At 49.9% G+C, this 22784-nt stretch carries 21 protein-coding genes; 14 read left to right on the top strand and 7 right to left on the bottom strand.

All coding sequences use genetic code 11. The annotated features are described in order from the left end of the window. Positions 1–17: 17 nt before the first annotated feature. Positions 18–515: a Cu(I)-responsive transcriptional regulator gene (gene cueR / locus QUE75_RS20195; protein ID WP_075610838.1), complete on the top strand. Its 498-nt coding sequence runs from the start codon at positions 18–20 to the stop codon at positions 513–515. A 43-nt stretch (positions 516–558) separates the two neighbouring features. On the opposite strand, the gene QUE75_RS20190 is transcribed toward cueR, so the two are convergent. Next, complete coding sequence (locus QUE75_RS20190) at positions 559–762, bottom strand: heavy-metal-associated domain-containing protein (RefSeq protein WP_087720496.1); 204 nt, start codon at positions 760–762, stop codon at positions 559–561. A gap of 356 nt (positions 763–1118) precedes the next feature. On the opposite strand from QUE75_RS20190, the gene QUE75_RS20185 reads away from it, so the two are divergent. After that, on the top strand, positions 1119–2558 hold the full coding sequence (locus QUE75_RS20185) for an MFS transporter (RefSeq protein WP_198517598.1): 1440 nt from the start codon (positions 1119–1121) through the stop codon (positions 2556–2558). Positions 2559–2672: 114 nt separating this feature from the next. Further along, positions 2673–3962 (top strand): ISL3 family transposase, encoded by a 1290-nt coding sequence (locus tag QUE75_RS20180; protein ID WP_286255801.1) that lies wholly within the window; start codon positions 2673–2675, stop codon positions 3960–3962. Between the two features lie 42 nt (positions 3963–4004). Here the strand turns inward: QUE75_RS20180 and QUE75_RS20175 are convergent, their stop codons facing one another. The 5 genes from QUE75_RS20175 to QUE75_RS20155 all read right to left on the bottom strand — a co-directional run bounded on the left by QUE75_RS20175 (position 4005) and on the right by QUE75_RS20155 (position 10382). Beyond that, positions 4005–4157, bottom strand: a complete 153-nt coding sequence (locus QUE75_RS20175) for a nuclease-related domain-containing protein (RefSeq protein WP_286256030.1) — start codon at positions 4155–4157, stop codon at positions 4005–4007. Between the two features lie 87 nt (positions 4158–4244). Beyond that, positions 4245–4790, bottom strand: a complete 546-nt coding sequence (locus QUE75_RS20170; RefSeq protein WP_072678417.1) for a PIN domain-containing protein — start codon at positions 4788–4790, stop codon at positions 4245–4247. A 102-nt stretch (positions 4791–4892) separates the two neighbouring features. Continuing rightward, positions 4893–5465, bottom strand: coding sequence for a hypothetical protein (locus QUE75_RS20165; RefSeq protein ID WP_011783531.1), 573 nt, complete (start codon positions 5463–5465; stop codon positions 4893–4895). 243 nt (positions 5466–5708) lie between these two features. After that, positions 5709–7595 (bottom strand): MobH family relaxase, encoded by a 1887-nt coding sequence (mobH, locus tag QUE75_RS20160; RefSeq protein ID WP_286255798.1) that lies wholly within the window; start codon positions 7593–7595, stop codon positions 5709–5711. A gap of 1638 nt (positions 7596–9233) precedes the next feature. After that, complete coding sequence (locus tag QUE75_RS20155) at positions 9234–10382, bottom strand: replication initiation protein (RefSeq protein WP_011783533.1); 1149 nt, start codon at positions 10380–10382, stop codon at positions 9234–9236. A gap of 192 nt (positions 10383–10574) precedes the next feature. Here QUE75_RS20155 and QUE75_RS20150 point away from each other — a divergent pair, with 192 nt between their 5' ends. After that, complete coding sequence (locus QUE75_RS20150) at positions 10575–11963, top strand: AAA family ATPase (protein ID WP_041657483.1); 1389 nt, start codon at positions 10575–10577, stop codon at positions 11961–11963. A gap of 2 nt (positions 11964–11965) precedes the next feature. Continuing rightward, positions 11966–13114 carry a ParB/RepB/Spo0J family partition protein gene (locus QUE75_RS20145; RefSeq protein ID WP_072678419.1) on the top strand — a complete coding sequence of 383 codons (1149 nt, stop codon included), beginning with the start codon at positions 11966–11968 and terminating at the stop codon, positions 13112–13114. A 315-nt stretch (positions 13115–13429) separates the two neighbouring features. Here the strand turns inward: QUE75_RS20145 and QUE75_RS20140 are convergent, their stop codons facing one another. Continuing rightward, entirely contained in the window at positions 13430–13984 is a 555-nt protein-coding gene (locus tag QUE75_RS20140) for a transcriptional regulator (protein WP_286255791.1), read from the bottom strand. Positions 13985–14583: 599 nt separating this feature from the next. Here QUE75_RS20140 and QUE75_RS20135 point away from each other — a divergent pair. The 9 genes from QUE75_RS20135 (at position 14584) to traD (ending at position 22783) form a co-directional block, all read left to right on the top strand. Then, on the top strand, positions 14584–15189 hold the full coding sequence (locus QUE75_RS20135; RefSeq protein WP_286255789.1) for an STY4526/YPO1902 family pathogenicity island replication protein: 606 nt from the start codon (positions 14584–14586) through the stop codon (positions 15187–15189). 10 nt (positions 15190–15199) lie between these two features. Beyond that, a complete protein-coding gene (locus QUE75_RS20130; protein WP_072678422.1) occupies positions 15200–16015 on the top strand; it encodes a PFL_4669 family integrating conjugative element protein in 816 nt (271 codons plus the stop codon). A 151-nt stretch (positions 16016–16166) separates the two neighbouring features. Then, positions 16167–16601 (top strand): hypothetical protein, encoded by a 435-nt coding sequence (locus QUE75_RS20125; RefSeq protein WP_286255786.1) that lies wholly within the window; start codon positions 16167–16169, stop codon positions 16599–16601. Positions 16602–17180: 579 nt separating this feature from the next. Further along, the gene (gene pilL2 / locus QUE75_RS20120; protein ID WP_286255784.1) at positions 17181–17630 is read left to right on the top strand and encodes a PFGI-1 class ICE element type IV pilus protein PilL2; all 450 of its coding nucleotides are present in this window, start codon (positions 17181–17183) and stop codon (positions 17628–17630) included. Then, positions 17630–18544, top strand: coding sequence for a hypothetical protein (locus QUE75_RS20115; RefSeq protein ID WP_286255782.1), 915 nt, complete (start codon positions 17630–17632; stop codon positions 18542–18544). Before pilL2 ends, QUE75_RS20115 begins: the two co-directional genes overlap by 1 nt. A 445-nt stretch (positions 18545–18989) precedes the next feature. Continuing rightward, positions 18990–19643 carry a TIGR03759 family integrating conjugative element protein gene (locus QUE75_RS20110; protein WP_286255780.1) on the top strand — a complete coding sequence of 218 codons (654 nt, stop codon included), beginning with the start codon at positions 18990–18992 and terminating at the stop codon, positions 19641–19643. A gap of 10 nt (positions 19644–19653) precedes the next feature. Further along, positions 19654–20190, top strand: coding sequence for a transglycosylase SLT domain-containing protein (locus QUE75_RS20105; protein ID WP_011783543.1), 537 nt, complete (start codon positions 19654–19656; stop codon positions 20188–20190). Next, entirely contained in the window at positions 20175–20735 is a 561-nt protein-coding gene (locus tag QUE75_RS20100) for an integrating conjugative element protein (protein ID WP_228257509.1), read from the top strand. The genes QUE75_RS20105 and QUE75_RS20100 overlap by 16 nt, the downstream gene beginning before the upstream one ends. Then, a complete protein-coding gene (traD, locus tag QUE75_RS20095) occupies positions 20735–22783 on the top strand; it encodes a type IV conjugative transfer system coupling protein TraD (protein ID WP_286255773.1) in 2049 nt (682 codons plus the stop codon). The genes QUE75_RS20100 and traD overlap by 1 nt, the downstream gene beginning before the upstream one ends. The last annotated feature ends 1 nt before the right edge of the window (position 22784 follow it).

The raw sequence follows: 22784 nt of genomic DNA, 5'->3' as shown, positions 1-22784 counted from the left end.
TCTGGAGAGGCATGGCTATGAATATTGGAAAGGCAGCGGAGGCATCGGGTGTATCGGCGAAGATGATCCGCTACTACGAATCGATCGGCTTGATTCCGGAAGCGTTGCGAACTGAAGCTGGATACAGGGATTACTCGGACAAGGATGTGCAAACCCTGCGCTTCATCCGGCGCGCACGGGATCTCGGGTTTTCGGTGGCGCAGATGAATAAACTGGTTGCGCTCTGGCGCGACCGGGGTCGTGCGAGCGCCGACGTCAAACGTCTTGCGCTTGAGCATGTCGCGGAGCTTGAGCTCAAGGCGCGCGAACTCCAGGAAATGAGCCGTGCACTCAAGCACCTGGCGGAAAACTGCCAGGGCGACGCTCGGCCGGACTGCCCGATTATCAGCGGTCTGGCCGGGGATGGCGTAGTGAAAGGAACGCCTAAGGGTGAGCGAGAACTTAATTCCACGCGCTTCGGGGCTATCGGGATTGAACCCAATTGCACGCAACGTCGCGGGAAAGAGAAGCGCTGACGCGTCTACTTCAGAAGCGGCGTCCTTGCCCTGACCTGAATGATTACCCGGCAAGGTGCTGATTATCGTACCCAGCCTCGCGGATGGCATCACTGATACGCGCCTCATTGACCTGGCTGCGCACGGTGACCTCGGCGTGTTCTATATCTGTAGATATTTCCGCCTGTGGGTCGATACTTTTAATGGCTTTTTCGACGGCGGATGTGCAGTGGCCACAGGTCATGCCGTTAACGTTGAATCGATACATATCGAACTCCTTCACAGAATCAGAGAATTGAGGAACCTGATCGTCCCAGCGACCAATCTAGTCTTTCCAACGCTGGTAAGGTCAACTGCGGAGCCTCAGACTTTGATTTGTCGAGTGCTCTGTGCCGACGGGCTGCCAAATGCACGGCTATTGATAAGACCTGGCCGATGCCGACAGTCTCTCTGTGCAAGGCATGCAAACGCAGCCTTGACCTTCCAACCATTGGAACGATTACCCTTTTGTGAAAAGTCAGCGCAACCGGTGTTCGGTAATCGCACTAAACACAAAGGAGTTAATCGATATCCACAGAGTCCCCTTCTCACTCAGGCAGACCAGAGCGCCCACTCGGTCTGGCCTTGGCCGTTATCGCCACCGCCCAGCTCATGGTGGTGCTTGACGATACGATCGCAAATATTGCGTTGCCAACACTCCAGAATGACCTCGGAATCTCGGCAGCGAACCTGCCTTGGGTGATCAATGCGTATATTCTCGCCTTTGGCGGATTGCTCCTGTTCGGTGGCAGGCTGGGCGATCTGTATGGACGTCGGCGTATGTTGCAGGTCGGCATGGCGATCTTTACGGTTGCATCGCTTCTCGTTGGCCTGGCCCAGGACACCGTGAGCATGATTGCCTCGCGCGGCCTCCAAGGGTTCGGCGCAGCATTGACAGCGCCCAATGCCCTGGCGTTGATCGCCACGACCTTTCCGGAAGGCAAGGAGCGCAACAAGGCCATGGCCGTCTACGGAGCAATGTCTGGCCTTGGCATTATTGCTGGATTGATTCTTGGAGGATTTCTGACAGGCCTGCTTGGCTGGCGTTGGGCGTTCTTCATCAATGTACCCATCGGTTTGGCGGTGCTCACTGGTTCGAGAACACTTGTCGAAGCGGAATTGCACAAGGGACGCCCCGACCTGACGGGAGCGCTTTCCAGCATCATCGGCATGGCAGCACTCGTCTATGGAATTACCCGTGGTGGTGAACATGGCTGGACCGATGGCATTACGCTCATTGCATTCGCCACTACGGCTATCCTGCTGCCGCTGTTCTTGGTTTTACAGTCGCGCAGCAGTGATCCACTTTTGCCGCTCCGCTTGTTCAAGGATCGCAACCGATCCGGTTCGTACCTGGCCATGCTGCTGCTGGGCTTCGGCCCCATGGGCATGATCTATTTGCTGACGCTCTATTTGCAGCACATCCTCAGCTATAGCCCGACCCTGACCGCCATGGCGTTTCTGCCCTTTGGGGTGGGTATCATCATTGGTGCTGTTGTCAGTTCAAAGCTTGTCATGCGCTTTACGCCGCGCGAGGTCGCAGCTCCGGCTGCGCTGGTCGCTAGCGCTGCATTGTTCTGGCTTTCGACCATCGGGCAACAACTCGACTATAGCTGGCACTTCATGCCAGCCGCCTTCCTCACCGCCTTCGGTTTCGTGGGAGCGGTCATTGCGCTGGCATTGACGGCCGTGAAGGGTGTGCAAGCACAGGAGACCGGCATCGCATCGGCGTTGTTCAACGCGTCGCAACAGATTGGTGTTGCGTTGGGGCTGGCTATCCTTTCGAGCATTTCTGTCTCCGTCACGGCCAGTCGGATGCCCGAGGCATTTGCTTCTCTGTATCGCGGTCGGGAAGTCGGCGATGCCGAACTGGTGCAGTCAGCCGGTGATGCGCTGATTCAGGGTTATGGCTTGGGACTTGCGGCGAGCGGGGTTGCTCTTGGCATCGCAGCCATCATCGTGGCCGTACTTGTCAACGCCAGGAAAGGACAGGTTTCCACACTTGGCGATAGTCCCTTGCATTGACCGGTTCTTCTTCCCTTTACGGCGCAGTCTGCCAAACCCGTACTGCGCCACACTGATGATTAATGGGAATCTGTCGCAATAGCTATGGAGCTTCCACCATGAGGAGAACACCGCATGACCGAAATGCCCGACAACATCCTGCACCTGCCTGAGTACCAGGTGCTGGGCTGCAAATCCACCGACGACGAAATGCACTTCCAGGTGGACGCGCCCGATCCCATCGCCTGCGAGGAATGCGGCGTGCAGGGTGAGTTCGTACGGTTCGGCAAGCGTGACGTTCCCTATCGTGATCTGCCCATCCACGGTAAGCGGGTCACTCTCTGGGTGGTCCGCCGCCGATACACCTGCCGGGCCTGCAAGACAACATTCAGGCCCCAGCTACCGGAGATGGTGGACGGATTCCGTATGACACTGCGGCTGCATGAGTACGTGGAGAAGGAATCCTTCAACCACCCCTACACCTTTGTGGCGGCACAGACCGGCCTGGACGAGAAGACGGTGCGCGACATCTTCAACGCCCGCGCCGAGTTCCTGGGGCGCTGGCACCGCTTCGAGACGCCCCGCATTCTGGGCATCGACGAGCTATACCTGAACAAGCGCTACCGCTGCATTCTGACCAACATTGAGGAGCGAACCCTGCTCGACCTGCTGGCCACCCGCCGCCAGGACGTGGTGACCAACTACCTGATGAAGCTGAAAGACCGGCAGAAGGTCGAGATCGTCAGCATGGACATGTGGAACCCCTACCGGGCAGCGGTCAAGGCTGTGCTGCCCCAGGCCCGTATCGTGGTCGATAAGTTCCATGTGGTGCGCATGGCGAACGATGCCCTGGAAAAGGTCCGCAAGGGCCTCAGAAAGGAGCTGAAACCCTCCCAGAGCCGGACTCTCAAGGGAGACCGGAAACTCCTGCTGAAACGCGCTCACGAAGTATCAGACCGGGAACGCCTCATTATGGAGACCTGGACTGGCGCATTCCCGCAACTGCTGGCCGCCTACGAGCACAAGGAGCGCTTCTACGGCATCTGGAATGCCACCACACGGCCACAGGCAGAAGCCGCCCTGGACGACTGGATAGCCACCATTCCGAAGGGCCAGAAGGAAGTCTGGAGCGATCTGGTCAGGGCTGTAGGCAACTGGCGCGAAGAGATCATGACTTACTTCGAGACGGACATGCCCGTCACCAACGCTTACACGGAGTCCATCAACCGACTGGCGAAGGACAAGAACCGTGAAGGGCGTGGTTACTCCTTCGAGGTGATGCGGGCACGAATGCTGTACACCACGAAGCACAAGAAGAAGCCCCCGACTGCAAAGGTCTCTCCGTTCCACAAGAAAACCATCGGTTACGGACTGCCGGACTTCGCAGAGGAACTCAACTACGGGGTCGATCTATCAACCATCTGAGGGTGGTATCAGGTTGGTGGGGTGAAGATGCCCAATCAACCATTAAATCCGTATACCCATAATTAAATGATCAATCTGGGAGGTAAATCCATTAATCTCGATCTTAAGATTGTTAAGAATTCTGTAGCTATCATCGTGTCCGAAGTATCGGTCAAGAAAATACGATACCTGTGATTCCTGTTTTTCTCCTGCCATCCTTCTGTAATCTGGCATTGTTGAACACTCCCTATGCTATTCGTTCGTAAAATGTGCTCACAGGTGAAAATTCATTTCCAATTGAACTTAGGCCAAGTACTCCAGTCCAGAATCCGAAATTTGAAGAAACTTTTGGGTAACCAGTTGGTTCAAGGCATTCTGAATCGCCACCTCATTGCCTTTGAGTTTCAGCTGGGCAGCGATGTGATTGCGTAAACTAGCAACTTTCTGGGGCCGCTTCGCCTTAGGTATGGAAGACAAATTCTTCATCAATGTCTGCGTGCCGCTTGAGGTTCCGGCAACCCTGAGTTGCTTGCAGGAGCGACCAAGGGTTTTAATGTGGGCGATAAGCGGAGAGAACCCAGCATCATTACTGACGACTTCAAAAGCAACTGACCGACCAGCTTCTGCGTCGAACTTCCCGAGGTAATAAGCAAGGTGAAAATCCAGGTTATTTGCCTGAGTAGCCTTTAATTGGATCACAACTAGATTGATTGGTTTGTCGTACTTCGTTTCCGCGAAATCTAGCTTCTTTTGCTGTGCTCCAAGAAAAATAATGATCCGCTCATACTCTGAGAGACTGATATCTCTCAGGTTTCCAACGTTCTCATAATCGATGAATGCCCACTTCATTCCATAATATCCTATGCTGATTAAATCCCTTTAACTGCCAATACGTACTCAATCAGTATCACGCCGGCGTAAGTCTGCTACACGACCAAGTCGTCTTATCTTTCACTCCAAGTTTCTGAGCTGGTCTCTAATAATTGCTCTGATGTAGCTGTTGGGACAGTTGGTTTGGTAAGGATCCGTAAAGTCACTGATGAACGCATTCGTTATCTGGCTGATCCGATCCAGTTCGTCTGTAGAGAGATCGTTGAATAATTCTCCACTTTCCTCATGAATCAGAGACATTACGACATAGGCAGCTTTCTCTCGTTTCACCTTCGCTTGACTATCCAGGGTGTTGAGCTCTTCCTGTGAGATGGCTGACTGGAATGGGTAAAAACCGCCGACTTTCCACCAGGTTTTCAGGTGTTTTTCGTCATAATTGATCGGATATTTCTTTTTAAGTGCATCAAGAACGAGACCGATCTTCCTCATCGGTGGCGCATTCTCGGAAAACCAACCACGGACAGCGCCATAGGAAAGGTCTCCAAAATGCTCTGGGCTTGCTTGAACCAGATAGTTATGGAGATCAGTGATTTTCCCTCGATTTTTTTCGAAGCCAATCTGAGCGAGAAGATGTTCCAAGCGCGATCCAGGGGTCTGGAACTGCTCGGTGTTGTCCTTTTCCATGACGACCATTATAAGATTCGTTCTTGTTGCCTTGGCCGGTTACAGTCCAGCGCTAATTCTAGATATTAGTGATCAGTGTCGTAAAAATATGACATTGAAAACAATACGCCAGAATTTTTCGTCAGTCCATCATGGAAAGTGGTTAATCCAATCTTTGGGAGCTAGTTTCCGGCACCTATACGAACTACACCCAGCGATCGCTACTATTCTCCCCTCCCCTCAGCACACGATGGCCAAATGCAAGCCCCCCCACTAAAGGTGAATTTTGATCGCAGGATTAGCTGCAAAGGCTCTCAAGGATGGGAAACAGGCTCGATTTAGTAAGTAGACCTTCAGTTCACTCTTTGAACGCTGGCCCTCCACTGAAACGGTCACGATATTTTGTCCATCTGTTCCCCTCTGATGAATATCCAAAACTTCCAGTTCTCGTTGGAGAACTGTGTAAACCCGCTTATCCCCTGCTCTCTTTTCGTACAGGCGTTTCTTTAGCGAGTTCTTATCGAGGAAGAGATTAAAAATTGCCGGAGTGACCAGTGCGACGTGGCCATCAAGGATGTGGACAGGCGCCTTAGGCTCATTTACCCGAATTTGCCGGCGGGCAATGCCTTTCAATAACCAGGCCAGGAAGTCATTTTCTCTCAAAATATCTTCCTGCACTTCACGTTTGGTCTTCCAGTGCTCTACAGCCTTCTCTGAGGTCAAACCGTGAGCTTTGCTTCCTGGTTGAGCTCTAACCTGCGATTGTTTTTCCTTGGCCTCTTCAGGTTCCGCACCGCCCTTCTCTTTGTGAGCCGTAGTTATCTTTGAAGTGACAGGACCGGAGGCTACTTTTGGTGTTTTCTGATTGTACTCATTGTTATGGGTTTCTGTGCGCTGGTGATCCAAGTGGCCTTCCCCTGCCTTTGGATCTGGATCTGGATCTGGATCTGGATCTGGTTCAACGACCTGAGATATCTCCAGGGGGTTACCATTACGGTCGATTGGCGTGACAGTGCCATCAAACATGTCTGGCTGGCTTGTTGGCCAGATGATCTCGTTCTTAAATCTCAGGAAAGTTAGTTTTTGCTGCCAATTCTTTCCGTGGTCATTGATTTCGGCGTACCAGACGCTATCTCCATCGGGATTTGGAACAAGGCAGTCGTGGTCATTCAGAATGCCGAAAAGAGTTACAACATTTTTGGGGATCCCGGAGTGACCTTCGTTGATCAGTTGGATTCGTACTGCCTCCATTGTTGCCTTAGATACCACCCAGGTATCCTGATCGGTAACCCAAACTGCGGCGCCGGGCTTGTTTCGCTTGAGGTCACCATCGTTAACCAGTTTACGGAGTGAAACGATGAGCTTTTCATAGAGTGGGATTGTGTTTGTGTGATCAGCTTTCTTGCCGGTATTCGCACCAACGTTCTTTGAAACACTTGCCCCATCAGCAGCACGAACAATTTCTGCGATTACCTGACCTCCAAAAGTAGAATGTGAAATTGTGCTAAACAACTGTGAAATTAACTCTAGATCCTTGAATAGCCAGGTGGCAGCTTCCTTGCTGAGAAGTCTTGGTAGTAGCGACATCGCTGATTTCTCATGCAATGTCTTGGCTAGCCGTGTGTTCTCGATTTTTCTTCTGAACCGGTAACGGTACGCAGCACCTGGTGGGATGTTTCCATACCAAGGGTGCCAAATCTGAAATTGTTTTTCAGGTAACCGGTAGACCACTTCGATGTCAGTAACGATTTTTCCTAAATCGTGAGAGAGTATTGCGATCATGGCGGCGAATCGCCAACGGTCCGCGGACTCCGCAATAGATTCTGGTTCCGCGTTGGGTGGCAGGATGTATCCCTGGGATATGCGGACGCCTGCGTAGAGTGCTTCCAGAGTGTGATCGATTAATCCGCCTGACTCTGAATGGTGATGAATCTCGGAGGCTGGGACTTCCTGGACTAGCTCGGCGAATTGCTCAATAGCGTAAAGATAGTGTTTGTTCCACACTTGCTCCGTGACACTGAACAATCTCTTGACCCTCGAGATAAGCTCCGTCCTTTTTGGCTGTTTTAATAGATCCTTACCTGAAAGGGCTACTGCGTATTCAGGTGTTTTGGGTTCTGGTGAGCTAGTTAGTTCTTTCCGCATCAATCGTTTAAACATAGAGTCCTCCGCAGAGTGATTCTGATCGAACCCCATTGAAACCTGTACTAAAAAGGGTCGAATCAAGATGACCCAAAACGAAGTGAACGTAATAGCTTGGTGTTAGAAAATTGGGCATCTAACCCCCTACCCTAGAGTCAGATGTGGCTATTCCGAAACTCGTCCCATTCACTTTGAAGATTGATCCAAAAGATCAGCGGCTGGTTAAGATGCTTTGCGCGAAGGATGATTCCATCGATTACCAATACCAGCTTTTGGACTCGGCAGTAGCCTGGGCCTTTGAGCATCGGGTCTCTTTGATGCCCATTGCCCCTCAGAGGAATGGTGTCAGCAAAAGTTACTATATCTGTGAGTCAACGGAATTGTTGATGCATCTGCAGTCTTTCTGGAACTGTAATACTACTCGTGCTCTGCATACGGCCCTGTTTCATTTTCTTAGAGCTCGAGCGGCTGTTGTTGATTAATGTTCAGCTGACATCTGTGGCTGCCCTGCCCTGCTGAGAAAATTCTTTAATTGATCATGTCAGAAAATCTTGTAGCTTGTTGCGGAGTATTGTGGATCGTAGATCGGGTTAAAGAAAAAAGCTGACAAGTTTTTTTCTCTGATTATTAAAGACAAAAACGGATTAATAACGGGTTAACAACGGTAGTGCTACGGAAGACCTTGTTGCGATCGGGCCTGTAGGCCTTGTGGGATAACGGTTTAGCGTAGAAACTGCTATGACAAACCTTAGTAGTTTGCTGCGTGTAACCAGAGTAAACCGCTCTCTTTAAACAGAGTGAATTGCTCGGGCAAACCTTAGTGTTTTTCTATCTCAAACCCTAAACACTCAAATTTATACATTCCTGTCCACAGGTTATAAACATGATATACACAGCTTTGTCCACAAAAATCTACTTAGTAGTTGCCTGAGCACCGTCAATCTATCAACTTCTATCTCAAACCGCAGTAATATTTTTGACCTCTATCTCAAACCCTAGTAATTCTCTATCTCTAACCCTAGTAACAGTTCGAGCGTTTTCTTTAGCTATGGTTCGACAGCCTCCTTAAAAATACAAAAAAACAATATAAAACAATAGGATAGAGATTTTCTTGAAAATCTAAAGTATTTTTCCCTGCTATTTAGTGATCAATCCCCCCAGTTATTTTTTTTGCTTCAGCAAACTCTTCTCGGACACTTCAATGCTTTTTTAAATCAAGCGATAGTAAACGTATGCCCTTAGTGTTCCTGGGATCTGAGCCTAGCGAGCAAGCTATGGTGACTCTAAGACAGGCATGCCTCCAATCCCTTGTGCGACAAGGGACAAGCCCTGAGGAACAAACTCTATGGCAAACCCTAGTATTGTGTTTTTCGTATTAAAAAATTCCTGAATTGCTCGATTTTTGGCCTAAAGGTTACTCAGGTTTGAGATAGGAGTTTAAATTAGGTGGGTCAGAGTACTAGGGTTTGAGAAAGGAGGCGTGTGGTAGTTAGCCGTTTGCTTGGGTTTGAGATAGAAGTGGGTTCTTCAGGAAATACTGCAGGCTGGGATAGACAAGATTTAAAGCCAAAAAACTATGGTTTGAGATAGAAAAGGCAAGGAGAGGCTTTTGTGCTGGTGGTTTCGTAAGGGGCTTACTTGATGGAGTCTTAGGCTTTACTCATCGAAAGGAATCTGATCGATATCTTGGACTGAGTCGTCGCCCTGCCCTGCCCTCGCTTCTGACCACCAACCTTTTTCGTCAGCCTGTTGATGATCTCGCTTGTCTGAGATCTGGGCCTGTGCTTTTCCAGCAATGCGATTTGCTGTTTTGTTACTGGCCGCTTGCTGCTTTGCAAACTCATTCGTAGCTCTTAACTCAAACAGCCAGTCGACGATCTTGGCTTTTATCTTCTTTGGTGTGGCTTCATAGCTTTCAATCACCCGCTCAGCGATAAGCTCTTCAAGGATGTCCTGCAGGAGCGCTTTATCCTGGTAGAGGTTTTTGTAGGGAGCTTTCATGGCGGCAACCAGGGTTGAAAGTTTGACGCGATACGGGTTCCCCGGCCCGGCTTGGATCCAGCGATTACACAGCCGCTTATAAATCAAACGTGTGTACTGTCCCTTAAAAGAAAGAGCCTTTTTGTAGTTATAGCGACGGTAGTTTGCAGTCATGATGATGCTGGTCACCATCGGATGAAAGCAAACAAAGGATTTGGTCTCACCTTTCGTGGCCTTTTCTGCGAAGGCTAGAAATGGGAGGAACGGTGCCGAAAAACTGATGGAGCCATCTTCGGCATCGAATTGGAGATGGGCCCGGTTTAGTACGGTGATTGCTTCACGGATTTCGGAGTAAGAATATTGAACCTTACCGTTATTGATCCGTTTGAGCTCTTCATAGACCTCATAAAGGCTGAACTCAATTCCAACTAACTGCTGTCCCTTGCTGTCACCCGAGGTAATTTCATAGGCTTCTGCCCTTCTCTCTGTGGCGAGCTTTCGAAGTACGTCTTCAATGATCTCTTCTCTGGCTCCAGGTCGCACAAAGACTCTTTTCTTTGTGCCATCGGGCATAATGCGTTCAATGTTTGCATCGGTGACCGAAACATTAATGATTAAGCCGTTGTACTCCGTTTGCCGCACGAACTCAGTGTCATCCGCAGCAGCTGAGAGCCGATATTTCTTCTTTTTGTCGTACTCGAATTTTCCTACGGTGTCATAGATCTCGAAGGAATGGCTGTAATTCTGATCTATTAAGGGATCCAGCCCGAAAAGATCAAGCTTCAGCTGAGACTTTTCTTTTTGTTTGAGAACCTTCCTGTCCATGTGCCCTTCCGCGTCAAGCTAAGTGTCCGGTATTCCGATATCGAACGTCGGATTTTACGAGCCAAAATTATCAATGAATCGCTTGGTTTTGTGTATGTCACCAAAAAGGCATTTTCAAAGGCATTCGGTAACATTAGACTATGATTATCCTACATGTATTCTGGATGTCAAATAATCAGGAAGGGTATCAATATGGCTGACAATGATTCGGAAAAGAGCTACCTCGAAGCTGCGTTGAAAAAGATCAATACGGTCGTGGCGCGCGGTGAAAAAATCATGAAGGAGATCCCTGGCCTTGTAAAGAAAGCACAGATAGATAAGCACGACTTGACCTGGCTTGAGGAGAGTGAGGTTGATGATAGGGTTCAACAGCGTCGATATGGAACCACGCAAGCTGCTGAGTTAGCAGGAATTAGTGTAGGCCTTCTTTATGCTGCTGAGCAAGATGGTCGGTTGCCTGAACCAGAATATCGCAGCGATACGGCGAGGAAGGTACGAGCTGGTTACACCATAAACCATATCAACCATATGCAACGTGTCTTCAATACCGCCCCCAGGAAACCAGAGGGTTCGTCTGCTGCGATTGCTGGAATTTTGAATTTGAAGGGCGGGTCTCAGAAAACAACGACCTGCCACCTATTCTCACAGTACCTCGCAATTCGCGGGTATCGCTGCTTGCTTCTGGATACCGATCCCCAAGGTTCTTTGAGCTTCTATTTTGGCAAACGCCCTGATGACAATGTTCATTACGAAAACACTGTCGCACCTTTTTTTCTGGAAGACGATGAAGCTCTAGTCGAAGCAGGCCATCCGGAAGGAGCTTCGAGGTCTTTGCACTATGCAATTCAGAAAACCTACTGGGATAACATCGATATCATTCCTGCCTGCCTTCAAAACCTCAATATTGATCTTTTGATGCCTTCCGTAATGAATGAAGCCAACGTACCAATGTTGGATCGCATCATGAAATTACGAAACGGCCTGTTGGAAGTGGGTGAAAACTACGATTTCATTATCATTGATGGCACCCCCTCACTAAACCTGTCAACGCTGAATGTTGTAAGCGCTTGTGATGTCTGTTTCGTCCCAACACCGGCTGCGATGTTGGATTTTGCTTCTACGCTTCAGTTTGCCGGCCTGGTTGCGGAGACTGCTGAGATGTACAAGCAAGAAAAAATGTATCCGAACATTCCGGATATGCGTTATTTCATCACAAAATACAGCGGATCAAGCTACGCCCACTTTATGGGGCAAATAATCCGTCGCGTTTTTACTGTTGAGAGAGGTGATGTCCTATCTACGGAGGCTCACGCCTCGGATGAAATAGGGAAGGCCAATACCAGCACTTACTCCATCTATGAGAAGAACCCCGCTGAGTCAGATAACCGAAAACGACTGAAGAAAACGATAGAGATGTTCGATCGGCTCTTTGAAGAAATGCATGATGCGGTCTGGGAAACTTGTTTCGAGGATGCCTTGCGCTCATCACACTTGGATAAAATCGACGAAATTATGTCTAGTGCGGATCTCGCTCGTGATGACCTTAAGAGAGCCAACCGCTTGTCAGATAAGGAGGCCTAAAGATGGTTAAGCCTAACAAGTATGGAAATATCGATGAGCTTCTCCCTGGTGGGGGTGAAGAAACGGATTCGTCATCCAGTACTCGTAAGAGGAGGCGTCCATCGCCAGCTCTTGGTGCGATGCAGGGGGAAAGGCGCCCAATTTCTGTTACAGAATCGCTGAAAGAGGAGAAGGCTAAAGCCGAGCGGGCGCTTGAAGAAGCTACATCGAAGTTTGAGGAAGAGAAACAAGAGCTTCTACGCCTTCTTGAGAGCAAAGAGTCTGAGGAGAAGGGCAAGCCTATTGTTTTGACAATGCCTGTTACTCAGCAGGAAGTGGTTTTCGAGCTTCAGAGAATTGACCCATCCAAAATCGATGTATCTCCGGAAAATGAGCGTATTCAGGAGTTTCTTGATGAGATTTCACTGAGAGACATTCTTCCATCTATCAGAAAACAAGGGCAGCAGTTCCCCGGCACTGTAAGGCCTAAGAAAGATGGTCGCTTTGAGCTCATTGAAGGTTCTCGGCGGTTAAAGGCGGCTGTGCTTGCCAAGAAGCCGTACCTGGCTCTTGTTGGGGACGTTCCAGACGCCGACGTACGTGAATTGAGTGTCATTGAGAACAAGCATCAGGATGTTAGTTATTTCGAAAAAGCGAAAGCCTGGGAGCGGCAAATTAATGATGGTGAGTTTGCCAACTGGACACAGTTGGGGGCCGCCAAGGGTATTAGTTCGTCAAATATCAACAGATACAAGGCGTGTGTTGAGCTTGATGAAAAGTTTGTGCGCATTCTGCCATCACCCTCTGATATGCCTCTCTCTTATGGAGAGATGATTTCGAAGCTGAGAAAGAAGAATGAAAGATCCCTTTTAGCCAAAGTGGATGAGCTGTTAGAGCTTCGCAAAGAGTCGATGAAAGAGGGTGGGGAGTCGCTGGGTGTTGAGGAGGTTATCAAAGCGCTTAAAAGCTCTGTTCGAGTTAGGCAAGCCCAGCCAAAAGCTAAAGCTCCTGTGCTGTACAAGTCGCCTGAAGGTGATCGTTTTCTGAAGCATGGCATTACTAACAAGGGGACCACAAAGTTTGAGATTGATGGTGCGGACGAAGAATCTCTCTCGAAGATTGTGGAGTTTCTGACAAAGACGTTAGGGGTTGAACTTAACGAGAGCAATTGAGGTTCTGGCAATTCCCGCGACGGGAATTGCTAGGAAATCCCGGAGATTCCCGTTGCGGGAATCTTTAGCAAAAAGCCGGATTCCCGCCGCGGGAATCCGGCTTTTCTTTACCCCTAACCACTTGAAATGAAAAGGGTATGTTTATGGATCGCCTTTAAAAGTGCGGAAAAAGTTTCCGGCTTTTTGGGCAACATAGCTGAGAAATCAGGGAAACTTTTTCCTCCTTTAACGGCGGAACCGGAGAGAAAACGGGGGAAGAATTTCCGTTAAATCCCGGGAATAAAGCGTGAGGAATTCGGGATCTGAGATGAGAGATCAAAAGTACTCCGATGGATTAAAACCCAGTTGTCGACACAGATCATCCAGATCATCCAGGTCATAAAAGTTCAGAGTGATGGTTCCGTTCTTTCTCTTCTTGTTGAATCGAATGTCTGTAGGGCGGCCGGTCACTTCACTCATTGTGCTGGCAAACCGAGCAATATCGACATCCTTTTCCTGCGTATCCCCACGAGCTATTGATTCAAATTCATGGACAGGGGAGCGGGCTACTAAGAGTTTTCTCAACAGCTTCTCACGTGTTGGGAAATCGAGCTTTGCGATGGCACGAAGGTGACCCAGGGTAATTCGATCAGGATTGTTAAACCACAGATCCATTTCCCCATCGGTTAAAGCCTGGCTGACTCTGATGAAATGAGTAACTGTATAAACCTTCTCAATACCCAGGGCTTCACGGATGTCTCTGTTCTTGTATCCATCCTGGACCAGAATCCGAATGACGTGGGCTGTGATAGCGTCAGAAGGGGAGTGTGGTTGGGATTTGTAGTAGTCGATTGCCTCTTCGGCGTCCGTTAAAAGCGGTAAATGTGCCATCCTGACCGACCTTTGCGTGTAGGTATGGGTTGCAACCGAGTGGGGTAGCATCCTTGCCTATCATTATAGTCACGTGACTAAAAAATAAAACGTCACGTTGTGGGAAGGCCTAATCATCAGCGTTTAGTCATATGACTAATTCTTTTGGTTAGATCGGACCAAGATCGCTGTCATCTGTAGAGTGCGGCTGGTGAGGGTAGGGCGGGCCTCCATATGCATTTCGTCCGAGGGCGCCATGGAAAGCCATCATGCGCCTTGCAAAGTTTTGCGAACGTCGAGCAGATCTGTCTGAAGGCTGGTGTTACGTCTACCGTGCCAGGCCTGTGCTATGCCTCACAACCGTGATCGATGTCTAAAAAAAACGTCTCAATAAATTTTTAAACTCTAAATAAGTCGAAAAAAATTGACACAAAGCCTCTTCGGGCTAATCATGTCGAAAAAACATGGCATAGAGTTTGTTCTGAAGTACGGATGCTGCTCTCGAGTTCCGAGGTCTACTCTAGTGTTCGAAAAGAGGGGTTCCGTGGCGAATAACTGCGCACGGGCTTGGCTTTTCTAACAACCATGGCCCATGGTTAGCCGACACAGGGGAAAACGTCGTGGCCACCAATGTAAAACTCAAAACTGAATCTTCAAGGTTTCTTTCCACCATTTTGGTTAGCGCACTCGAGTCCTGCCGAGAAGGGGATTTCGGGTTACAGGAAGATCTGGGCCTATCGCTTGAAGCGATGCAGGCTTTGGATCAGTTGAAGGCTGATCAGATCCAGTCGATTTCAGAAAATTACGTCCGGGACGTGCCTAATCTCAAATGGTTTCCTGTTGATGTGTCTAAGCTGACGCGAATCATTGAAATAGAGGCTAGGGAAGCACAGCGCTATGTCATGATCGATGAATTTCTTCGTCGAGGCGCATGCAAAGAGATGATGGCTGAGCTGTTTGGACTTCGAAGCACCCAGGTTGCAAGCCGAAAACGATTCCTGAATGTTCCGACTGTGAAAGGGCGCCTTCCAGCCACGACTCTCGATGAACAGCGCAGAGTTTATGATTCATGGTTAGCCAATATAGCGATTGCCGATAATCGCCAGCGCATGCTTGTCGTTGCTAAAAGCACGGGAATCCCGCTTTCGCAGATTTACCGCGAAGTCCAAATCATCGAACAAGTTGCTGCAACAGCCCACAGCAATGCCTCCCGAATCTGCGCTTGAGGACAGAACAATGACGAAAGAAGCAAAAAGCAAAATGGCATCGATTGCTCCGACACAGGATATCGAAATCGAGTTAGCTACAAGGCCAGCATTGAGGCTTTGGCAAGGCCGTGAAAAGACAGAGAATCGTCACGGCATTCTGGGCTTGCCCGGTTTCTGCTCCCGAGTTCGCTCCATTGAGCAGGCTATCAGAGAGGACGACCCCTACGCTGACTATCACTTTGCTCAGATTGAGGAGGGCATCGAGCACCTCTCCGAAGATCTGGATGAAGAACTGAAAGACATTAAAGCGTTCATTGATGAAAACATTCCACCTGCAATGCGTCTGCCAGATGTCGCGAGTAAGAATCCAGCAGTAGTTCCAGTGCGGTTTGCTTCAAGGTTGGGGTTTCAGTTGGTGTACCAGTTGCTGAAAGTTGATCAGATTGTTCTGAGTGTTCTATTGGCCAATCACATTGGCTTGCTTCCGAATAAGGAGAAGTTCCAGACATTGGCTAGGGTTGAGAAAAGAGTAAGAGGAGTCCTGCACCTCGTTTATCGGTATCGCCATACCGGAGTGACCCGGGACGATATGGCAGCAAACAATCAGCGAGCGCAAAAAGCGAAAGAGCTGATGGGTGATTTGGAGATCGGATATCTTGAAGGCAGTACAAGATCGGATAATGCCCCGACGTTACCGGTTAAAAGGCTCCAGACGCTTGGCGGTGAACTGACGAGACACTCTAAGGCGAAAGGAAAAATACAGGATCCTCGCTTGACTGATCTGGAGTCAGAGCTAGACCGAGTTCTTGCCGAACAGGAAGCTGAAGCTTCTGCAACGGCATGAGTGCTTGAGAAACGTAATTATTAAGGCGCCCTCATTCGGCGCCTTTTTTCGATAGGTACTTGGATCAGAACCGGACTGATCCTGGATCATAACCAGTCCTGGAGCTGGATCAGAACCGGTTATCAGTGGTTGGATCAGGGGCAGAAATTTGATGGCCGATTCTTTAAATATAAATTTACTAATACCTTTTAAGGATAATAGTGGTGCTCGACGTAATCTCTACAAGGCCGAGATCGAGAAATTCCGAGCACAGTTGGATGCGAGGGCATCAGAGATTGGGGATGATCTCGCGACTATTTTTGGTGAAAACTTTGAGTTGGCGATCAGCTCGAGATCAGACGGAACGACAAGAAAATACTTTTGGCGGTTTCGATCGAGCAAACGGGATCGGAAGTATGTCCGACTTGCGGCAGTCTCCATTCAGGACTACCTCAGAAGTCTCGATCACGAAGAGATGCGTCACTTGAAGGTTCTGGAGGAGGAGATTATCTATCTCAATGCAAATTTGCGCCTGCTGAAGGCAATGACAGACTCAATTGAGCAATCAGAAAATGAAATCGCTGAGCTGCAAGAGCTGGCTGTTTAGTTGAAAAACGGAAGGGCTTCTGTAATAGTTTCTGAAATACCCCCAGCCTACGGGCTTATCTGCGAAGAGTCCCTTCGCTATTCTGGACAACACCTCCATTGTGCCAACCCGGCATCGGATTAGGCAATCTTGCTTTTACCTGCACTATTTTGAGCGCTAACCCGAATCTCCTGCGAAGCAGGGTAGGGGAGTCCGGTTAGCGTTCACAATACAACCTTCTCGATGCTGGAAACTCGGTCAGCAAGCAAGCGATTCTTGTATGATGATGACGCCAAACGCCGAGTGGCTTTTGTGTAGCGAAGCTATGCCGTGCGAGTGCTATAGGCCCGCACGAAAAACTAGGGGAAAAACGATCCCGCCGCCCCATTTCCGGATCAGTCTCCAAATATGGGTTTCGCTGAGCCCAGTCTTTATTGAATGAGGGGAGATCATTGATTGATCTCCCCTCAGCAATTACGTTCGCGCCCTTAACTACTTTATAACCCTCCGAATAGGTCAACAGGCCCTGACCTAAAAAAGCAAAGACAGGCCCATCCCCGAGTTACCGTGAGTCTGCTTAACCGTGTTGAGGTAACTCTAATGAAATCAATCTCACTTGCCCTAGTTCTGAGTTGTTTGAGCTCATTCGCACAGGCAGACACACACCCTGGAAGTCCAGATGAAACTGTTGAGCGGATTCAAACGGGCCGCTACAGCTACGTAAAGAATATCCCGCCGGCAGATCAACTGAATCCCTTAAAGGTCGTGGTCCGCACCAACATTCCGCAATCAGTCAGCTCTGTCGGACAAACCGTTGAGTTTTTACTCGCACGTTCCGGGTATGTCCTGGCGGATGCGGCGGTGTTAAGCGAAGAGGCTAAAGCGTTGCTCAACCTCCCGTTGCCAGCAATCCATCGAAAAATAGGACCAATGACGCTCGACAAAGCGCTGACCACTCTCTCCGGTGAGGCGTTCGAACTTGTCGTTGACCCTGTGCACCGGAAAGTTGCATTTGAACTTGCGTCGAACCTGGTTGCGAGGAATCAGTAATGCCGAAGCTGGGTCAAAGTATTATGCGCTCCATTGAGGGTGGTAAACGTCGAGATCGGGCTGACCAGGCGGCGTCTGATGATGCATTCGCAGAAGCTGGACTTTCTGAGTCTGTCGCGGTCCAGAGTGGAGGTATTGAAGACCCGACTCTGGATTTGCCCGAAGAGATATTTGTTCAACCGGAAGTCGAGTCTCGCGGGGAACCGGAACCCATTCCCGTTTCAGAACAGCCGAACCAAAAGAGTCGTAAATCGAATCCAGGCGGCGGAAAGTTTCTCATAGTGTCCGCATTAACCCTCTCACTGGCTGCACTCGTTGCAAGTGGCTATATCGGGTTCCAGCAAGTAACAGGCGAAGTTAGCGTCAGTCAGTCGATTAGCGATATCAAAGAAAGCCTGTCTACTCTCGCAAGTCGCGACAATGAAATCGCTGAAGACTTGTCGGACACGCAGTCGATCGTTCAGGACAACGGTTCAAGAGTGACAACGATTGAGCAATTCGGGCGGGATCTTAGAACGATGCAGGTTGCGATCGAGGACATCCAAGTTGAGCTGGGAGGTATTAAAACCGTCATCGATACCCAGAAAAAGGTTATTGATGAACATCGCCAGGATATCGACAACATGGGCAAGCAGGTCAAAATCCTGAATGATCGCCCGGTTGTAAAAACCATCGTCCAGAAAGTAGCCGCTCCGGCTCCTCAGCCTCAACTCAACCATTCATTGGAAGGTGCAACGGTTGCCTCAATCGATATGTGGGGGAGTCAGCCGTATGTTGTTCTTCGCGATCGCAACGGTGGATGGATCCCACTACAGACCGGTGAATATTACCAGGGCTGGCGTCTACAAGGTGCCGTAGGAAATGAGGCGATATTCAAGTCTGGAAGTAAAACACGCCGGTTGGCGGTGGAGTGAAGCATGGAACCAATTTTAATGGTATCAGCATTCATTCTGTTCGTCGGCGGGGACATCCTTATAAACGATCAGTCTGCGGCAGACATTAGAGATTCTGAGCAAAGTTCACATATTGAGCTGGTGAGAACAAACGCTGCCGTTGGGTACGAGCGTGGCTATTTTGCGTGGTCAGACGATGGCTACTACATCTCGAACCTGACACCTGAACCGATTCAGCCTGAGGGTTGTGACAAACCAGTGCTGGTATCCGACCTCAGTGTGCCTAAGTCTGGCCAGACACTACCTGTCGAATCCGTTGACCTGGGGTGCGGGGGATAGGTTCATGCATCTTGGCAAAGCGATATTGATCTCGTCAGCGGTGGTGTTATCCACGATGGTTCAGGCTCAGGTTTCGCCTTCGGCATTTTCCGGAAGCTCTCAGATTGATTCCGGTTCATCATCTAGCTTGGATCGAAACTCTCCGGACATCCTCACTAACGAAGAGAAAAGTCTCGCCAAACAGTGGATGCTCGAAGAAAGTGATTGGACAAAGTACAAGCAGATTATGAGTGGACCAAGGGGTGTCTGGTCGCCCGGCCTTGATCCCTTGACCGCTCTGGGGGTGTCCGAGACCGATCCCAAAGAGCGTGCCCGGTATGCCGAGATCTGGATGAAGGTTGAATCCCGAAGAATGGAGCTGGAGTTAGCGTTTGAGGTCGAGCGCCAGAAAGCCGCTCAGCAGCTGCTAGGGACTAAACCGGTGATCGACAACCGAGAGTGGATTGAGGACTGGAACAGAAAGTACAACTCAATGACTCAGTACATTGGTTTTTTTGTTACGGATGATTGCCTGGAAGACTGCGAAGACCTTTTTCACGAAGTCAGTGCCTCCGTTTCGAGAACCGCCCGGCTTGATATCTGGTTCGCCGGTGATGCCACAGCCGAGTCCATCGGCCATTGGGCGAATCACATGAAGATTGATCCGGAAATCGTTAGAGCCCGGAAGGTGACCCTCAACTTTGAGTCCGGAAAAGCGGCGGAGTTTGGTGTCGACCTTTCCCGGCTGCCGGCAGTCAAAGTGATGGACGTTGAGACCGGTCAGATTCGGGATTACGAATGAGGTTTGAAGCATGAGCCTCGTTCGTATGCTAACCCTAATGCTTCTATTCATTAGTGGCCCGAGCGCCGCTTCAGACATACCTGAAATGTATCTACAGGTCGCAGAAGAACAAGATGTTCCTGCAAAGCTTTTTTACGCGATCATTTTGAATGAAAGCCGCAGCACCAATAAGCATATCAACAGAGTATTGCCCTGGCCCTGGACCATTAACCACCGGGGCACTCCACATTTTTTCCATAACAGAGCCGCTGCTTATCGGTTTGCACGACAGCTGGTGGAATCCGGTGATTACCAGTTCGATGTCGGTCTTGGACAGATGAACTGGCGCTGGCATCGCCATCGTTTTAGTGACCTGTGGGATGCGTTGGATCCTTACATGAACCTGACAGCGTCAGCCGCACACCTGAGGGAGCAATACGAACGCCCCGAGTGTAATTCCTGGGATCTTGCCATTGGTTGTTATCACAGACCCGCACAGAAGCCATTGGATAAAAGAATTGCTGCCAACTACCGAGAGAGAGTTATGAAACTATGGTCAAACATCTGAGCGTGCTTCTCTTGGGTCTGATGATGAGCTCGGCGACAGTGGCATCAAGCCCGAAAGCGAGCCCTGAAGCACTGACAGGAGTCCACGAGCTTGAGGTCATCGGTGACTTTGGTGGACAGTCTGCGCAGCCATTTCTGCCCCAGAAAGCAGACTTTCGGGCCCAACTGCAAAAGCTGCAACAAGAGCGGAAGGGCCGCAGGTTCATGACCTCAAACATTCCCGTGTCATCGCCATCGCTATCAATCGGCAGAGTGACCGATGAAGAAGCCAGAAATGTCCCGTACCACATGGTCTCCCGGGCCATGTTCCTGATTGGGTACGACCCCGTTTCCCGGAACTGGCTTAAGGAAAACCGCCAGTTCCTGGCATCAAAGAATGCCGTGGGCTTTGTTGTAAACGTACAGACAATTCCCCAGATGAACGAACTACAGTCCATCGCGGGCGAGGGTATTACGCTTCAACCCATGCCCGGTGACCGTTTCGCTGAATACATGAACATCAAACACTACCCGTTCTATCTGGATCGAGATGGAGTTATGCGCTAGTGGCCAATTACCCACTTGAAGGGCTGCTCAGGCCGCCAGTGGAATACTGGTCGATGAGTGTCAGCATTGGTGCGGCCGGGATCTGCCTGCTATCACCCTCCACATTGATGATGACACCGAGTGTTGGCTACACCTCGGCGACGGTATTAACCGCGTTCGCTGTATACCGCTTCATTCAGGGAACACGGGTTACCCGATATCAGCGCAACCTCAAGCGTCTGCCACGATTTGAGATGTCATCGCGCCAGATTCCCTGCTATCGAAAACACCTCTATTTGGGGCAGGGATTTCGCTGGGGCCAGCACCATACCCAGCGCTTGAAAGATACGATGGCTCCAGCATTTGCCAAATACACGAGGCCGTCTCGAATCAACGCCTGGTTTCGGCAATTTGAGAGAAACATAGAGCACACCAGATTAGGCTTCCTTGCGGAATTGACCAGTAAAGATCATCCACTGAATCCTGTGCGACCTTATCCCGCTGTCGGCGGAAATCCGGCCATCCATGCAGTTGAACTTAACGAAAAAGAAGTGCTTCTGGCCATGTCAGAGCGAGTCGGTCACACCCTTTGCATGGGAACGACCCGAGTCGGTAAGAGCCGCCTCGCCGAAATTCTGATTGAGCAGGACATTCGCCGTAACGAAGGGCCCGTCATCGTATTCGACCCAAAGTCAGATCCTGGGCTTTTGACCAGGATGTATATGGCGGCGAAGCGAACAGGAAGAACAGACGATTTTTACATGTTTCACCTCGGTTTCCCGGAGATCAGTGCTCGTTACAACGCTATCGGTAACTTTTCGCGTATCACTGAAATTGCCGGCCGCATTTCTGGTCAGCTGTCGTCAGAAGGAAACAGTGCTGCTTTCAAGGAGTTTGCGTGGCGCTTCATTAATATTGTCGCTCGTGCGCTTGTTTCCCTGGGAATGCGCCCGGACTACAACAACATTCTCCGGTACGTGACGGACATTGAGCCTCTTTTCAATCAGTACCTGGATTGGTGGCTGCCAATGAACGGTGATGAAGGCTGGATGGAAGACATCAATGCGATGACCGCTGATGCCGAACGGCAATACAGATCCAATCCCCGCATGGCTAAACATGCCAATCCGCGAACCGAGGCTTTAAGGAAATACGTTGAGCAAATGCAGGTGAGTGATCCGATCCTGCACGGACTGCTTTCAGCCTTACGCTACGACAAAACGTATTTCGACAAGCTGGTAGCGAGTCTTTTGCCCCTTCTTGAGAAACTCACCACAGGTAGAATTGGCAAGCTACTGGCACCCGACTACTTCGATGTCGACGATGACCGGCCGATTTTCGACTGGACGCAGATCATTCGTAAGCGAGGTATTGTCTATATAGGTCTGGATGCCATGACGGACACAGAAATCTCCTCAGCCGTTGGCAACTCAATGTTCTCAGACCTGGTCAGCGTCTGTGGATCTATCTATAAGCACGGCTTCGAACATGGAATGCTCGAAGGCAAGGCGAACGTTATGCCCAAAGTATGCTTACATGCAGACGAGTTCAATGAACTGATGGGGGACGAATTCCTCCCCATGGTCAATAAATCGGGCGGTAGCGGCATGCAAATTACCGCCTATACGCAGTCCCGGGGCGACATCGAGGCTCGTTTGGGGAATACCGCGAAGGCCCGCCAGGTGGAAGGCAACTTCAACAACCTGATTATGCTGCGGGTCAAGGAAAAGGAAACAGCTGAGCTGCTCACCAATCAACTGCCTGAAGTTGAAATTGCGCAGATCATGACGGTATCTGGCGCGAGTGATTCCTCAGACACCGAGTCCAGTGTGGACTTCACGTCTAATACCCAGGACCGGATCTCAATGCTCCGTGTACCGATGCTGGAGCCCGGACACATAACCTCATTGCCAAAAGGGCAGGCTTTTTGCCTGTTGGATGGCGGTCAACTCTGGAAAGTTAGATTTCCGCTGCCCGTGGAAGATGATGAAGACATGCCCGAGAATCTTCAGGCGCTCACCCGGGAAATGGATAAAAACTATCACACGGCGGAAAATTGGTGGGCATGAG

The sequence above is a fragment of the Marinobacter shengliensis genome (assembly GCF_030297115.1).
In the GTDB taxonomy this organism is placed as follows: Bacteria; Pseudomonadota; Gammaproteobacteria; order Pseudomonadales; family Oleiphilaceae; genus Marinobacter; species Marinobacter shengliensis.
This window is presented reverse-complemented; position numbering and strand designations above follow the sequence as displayed.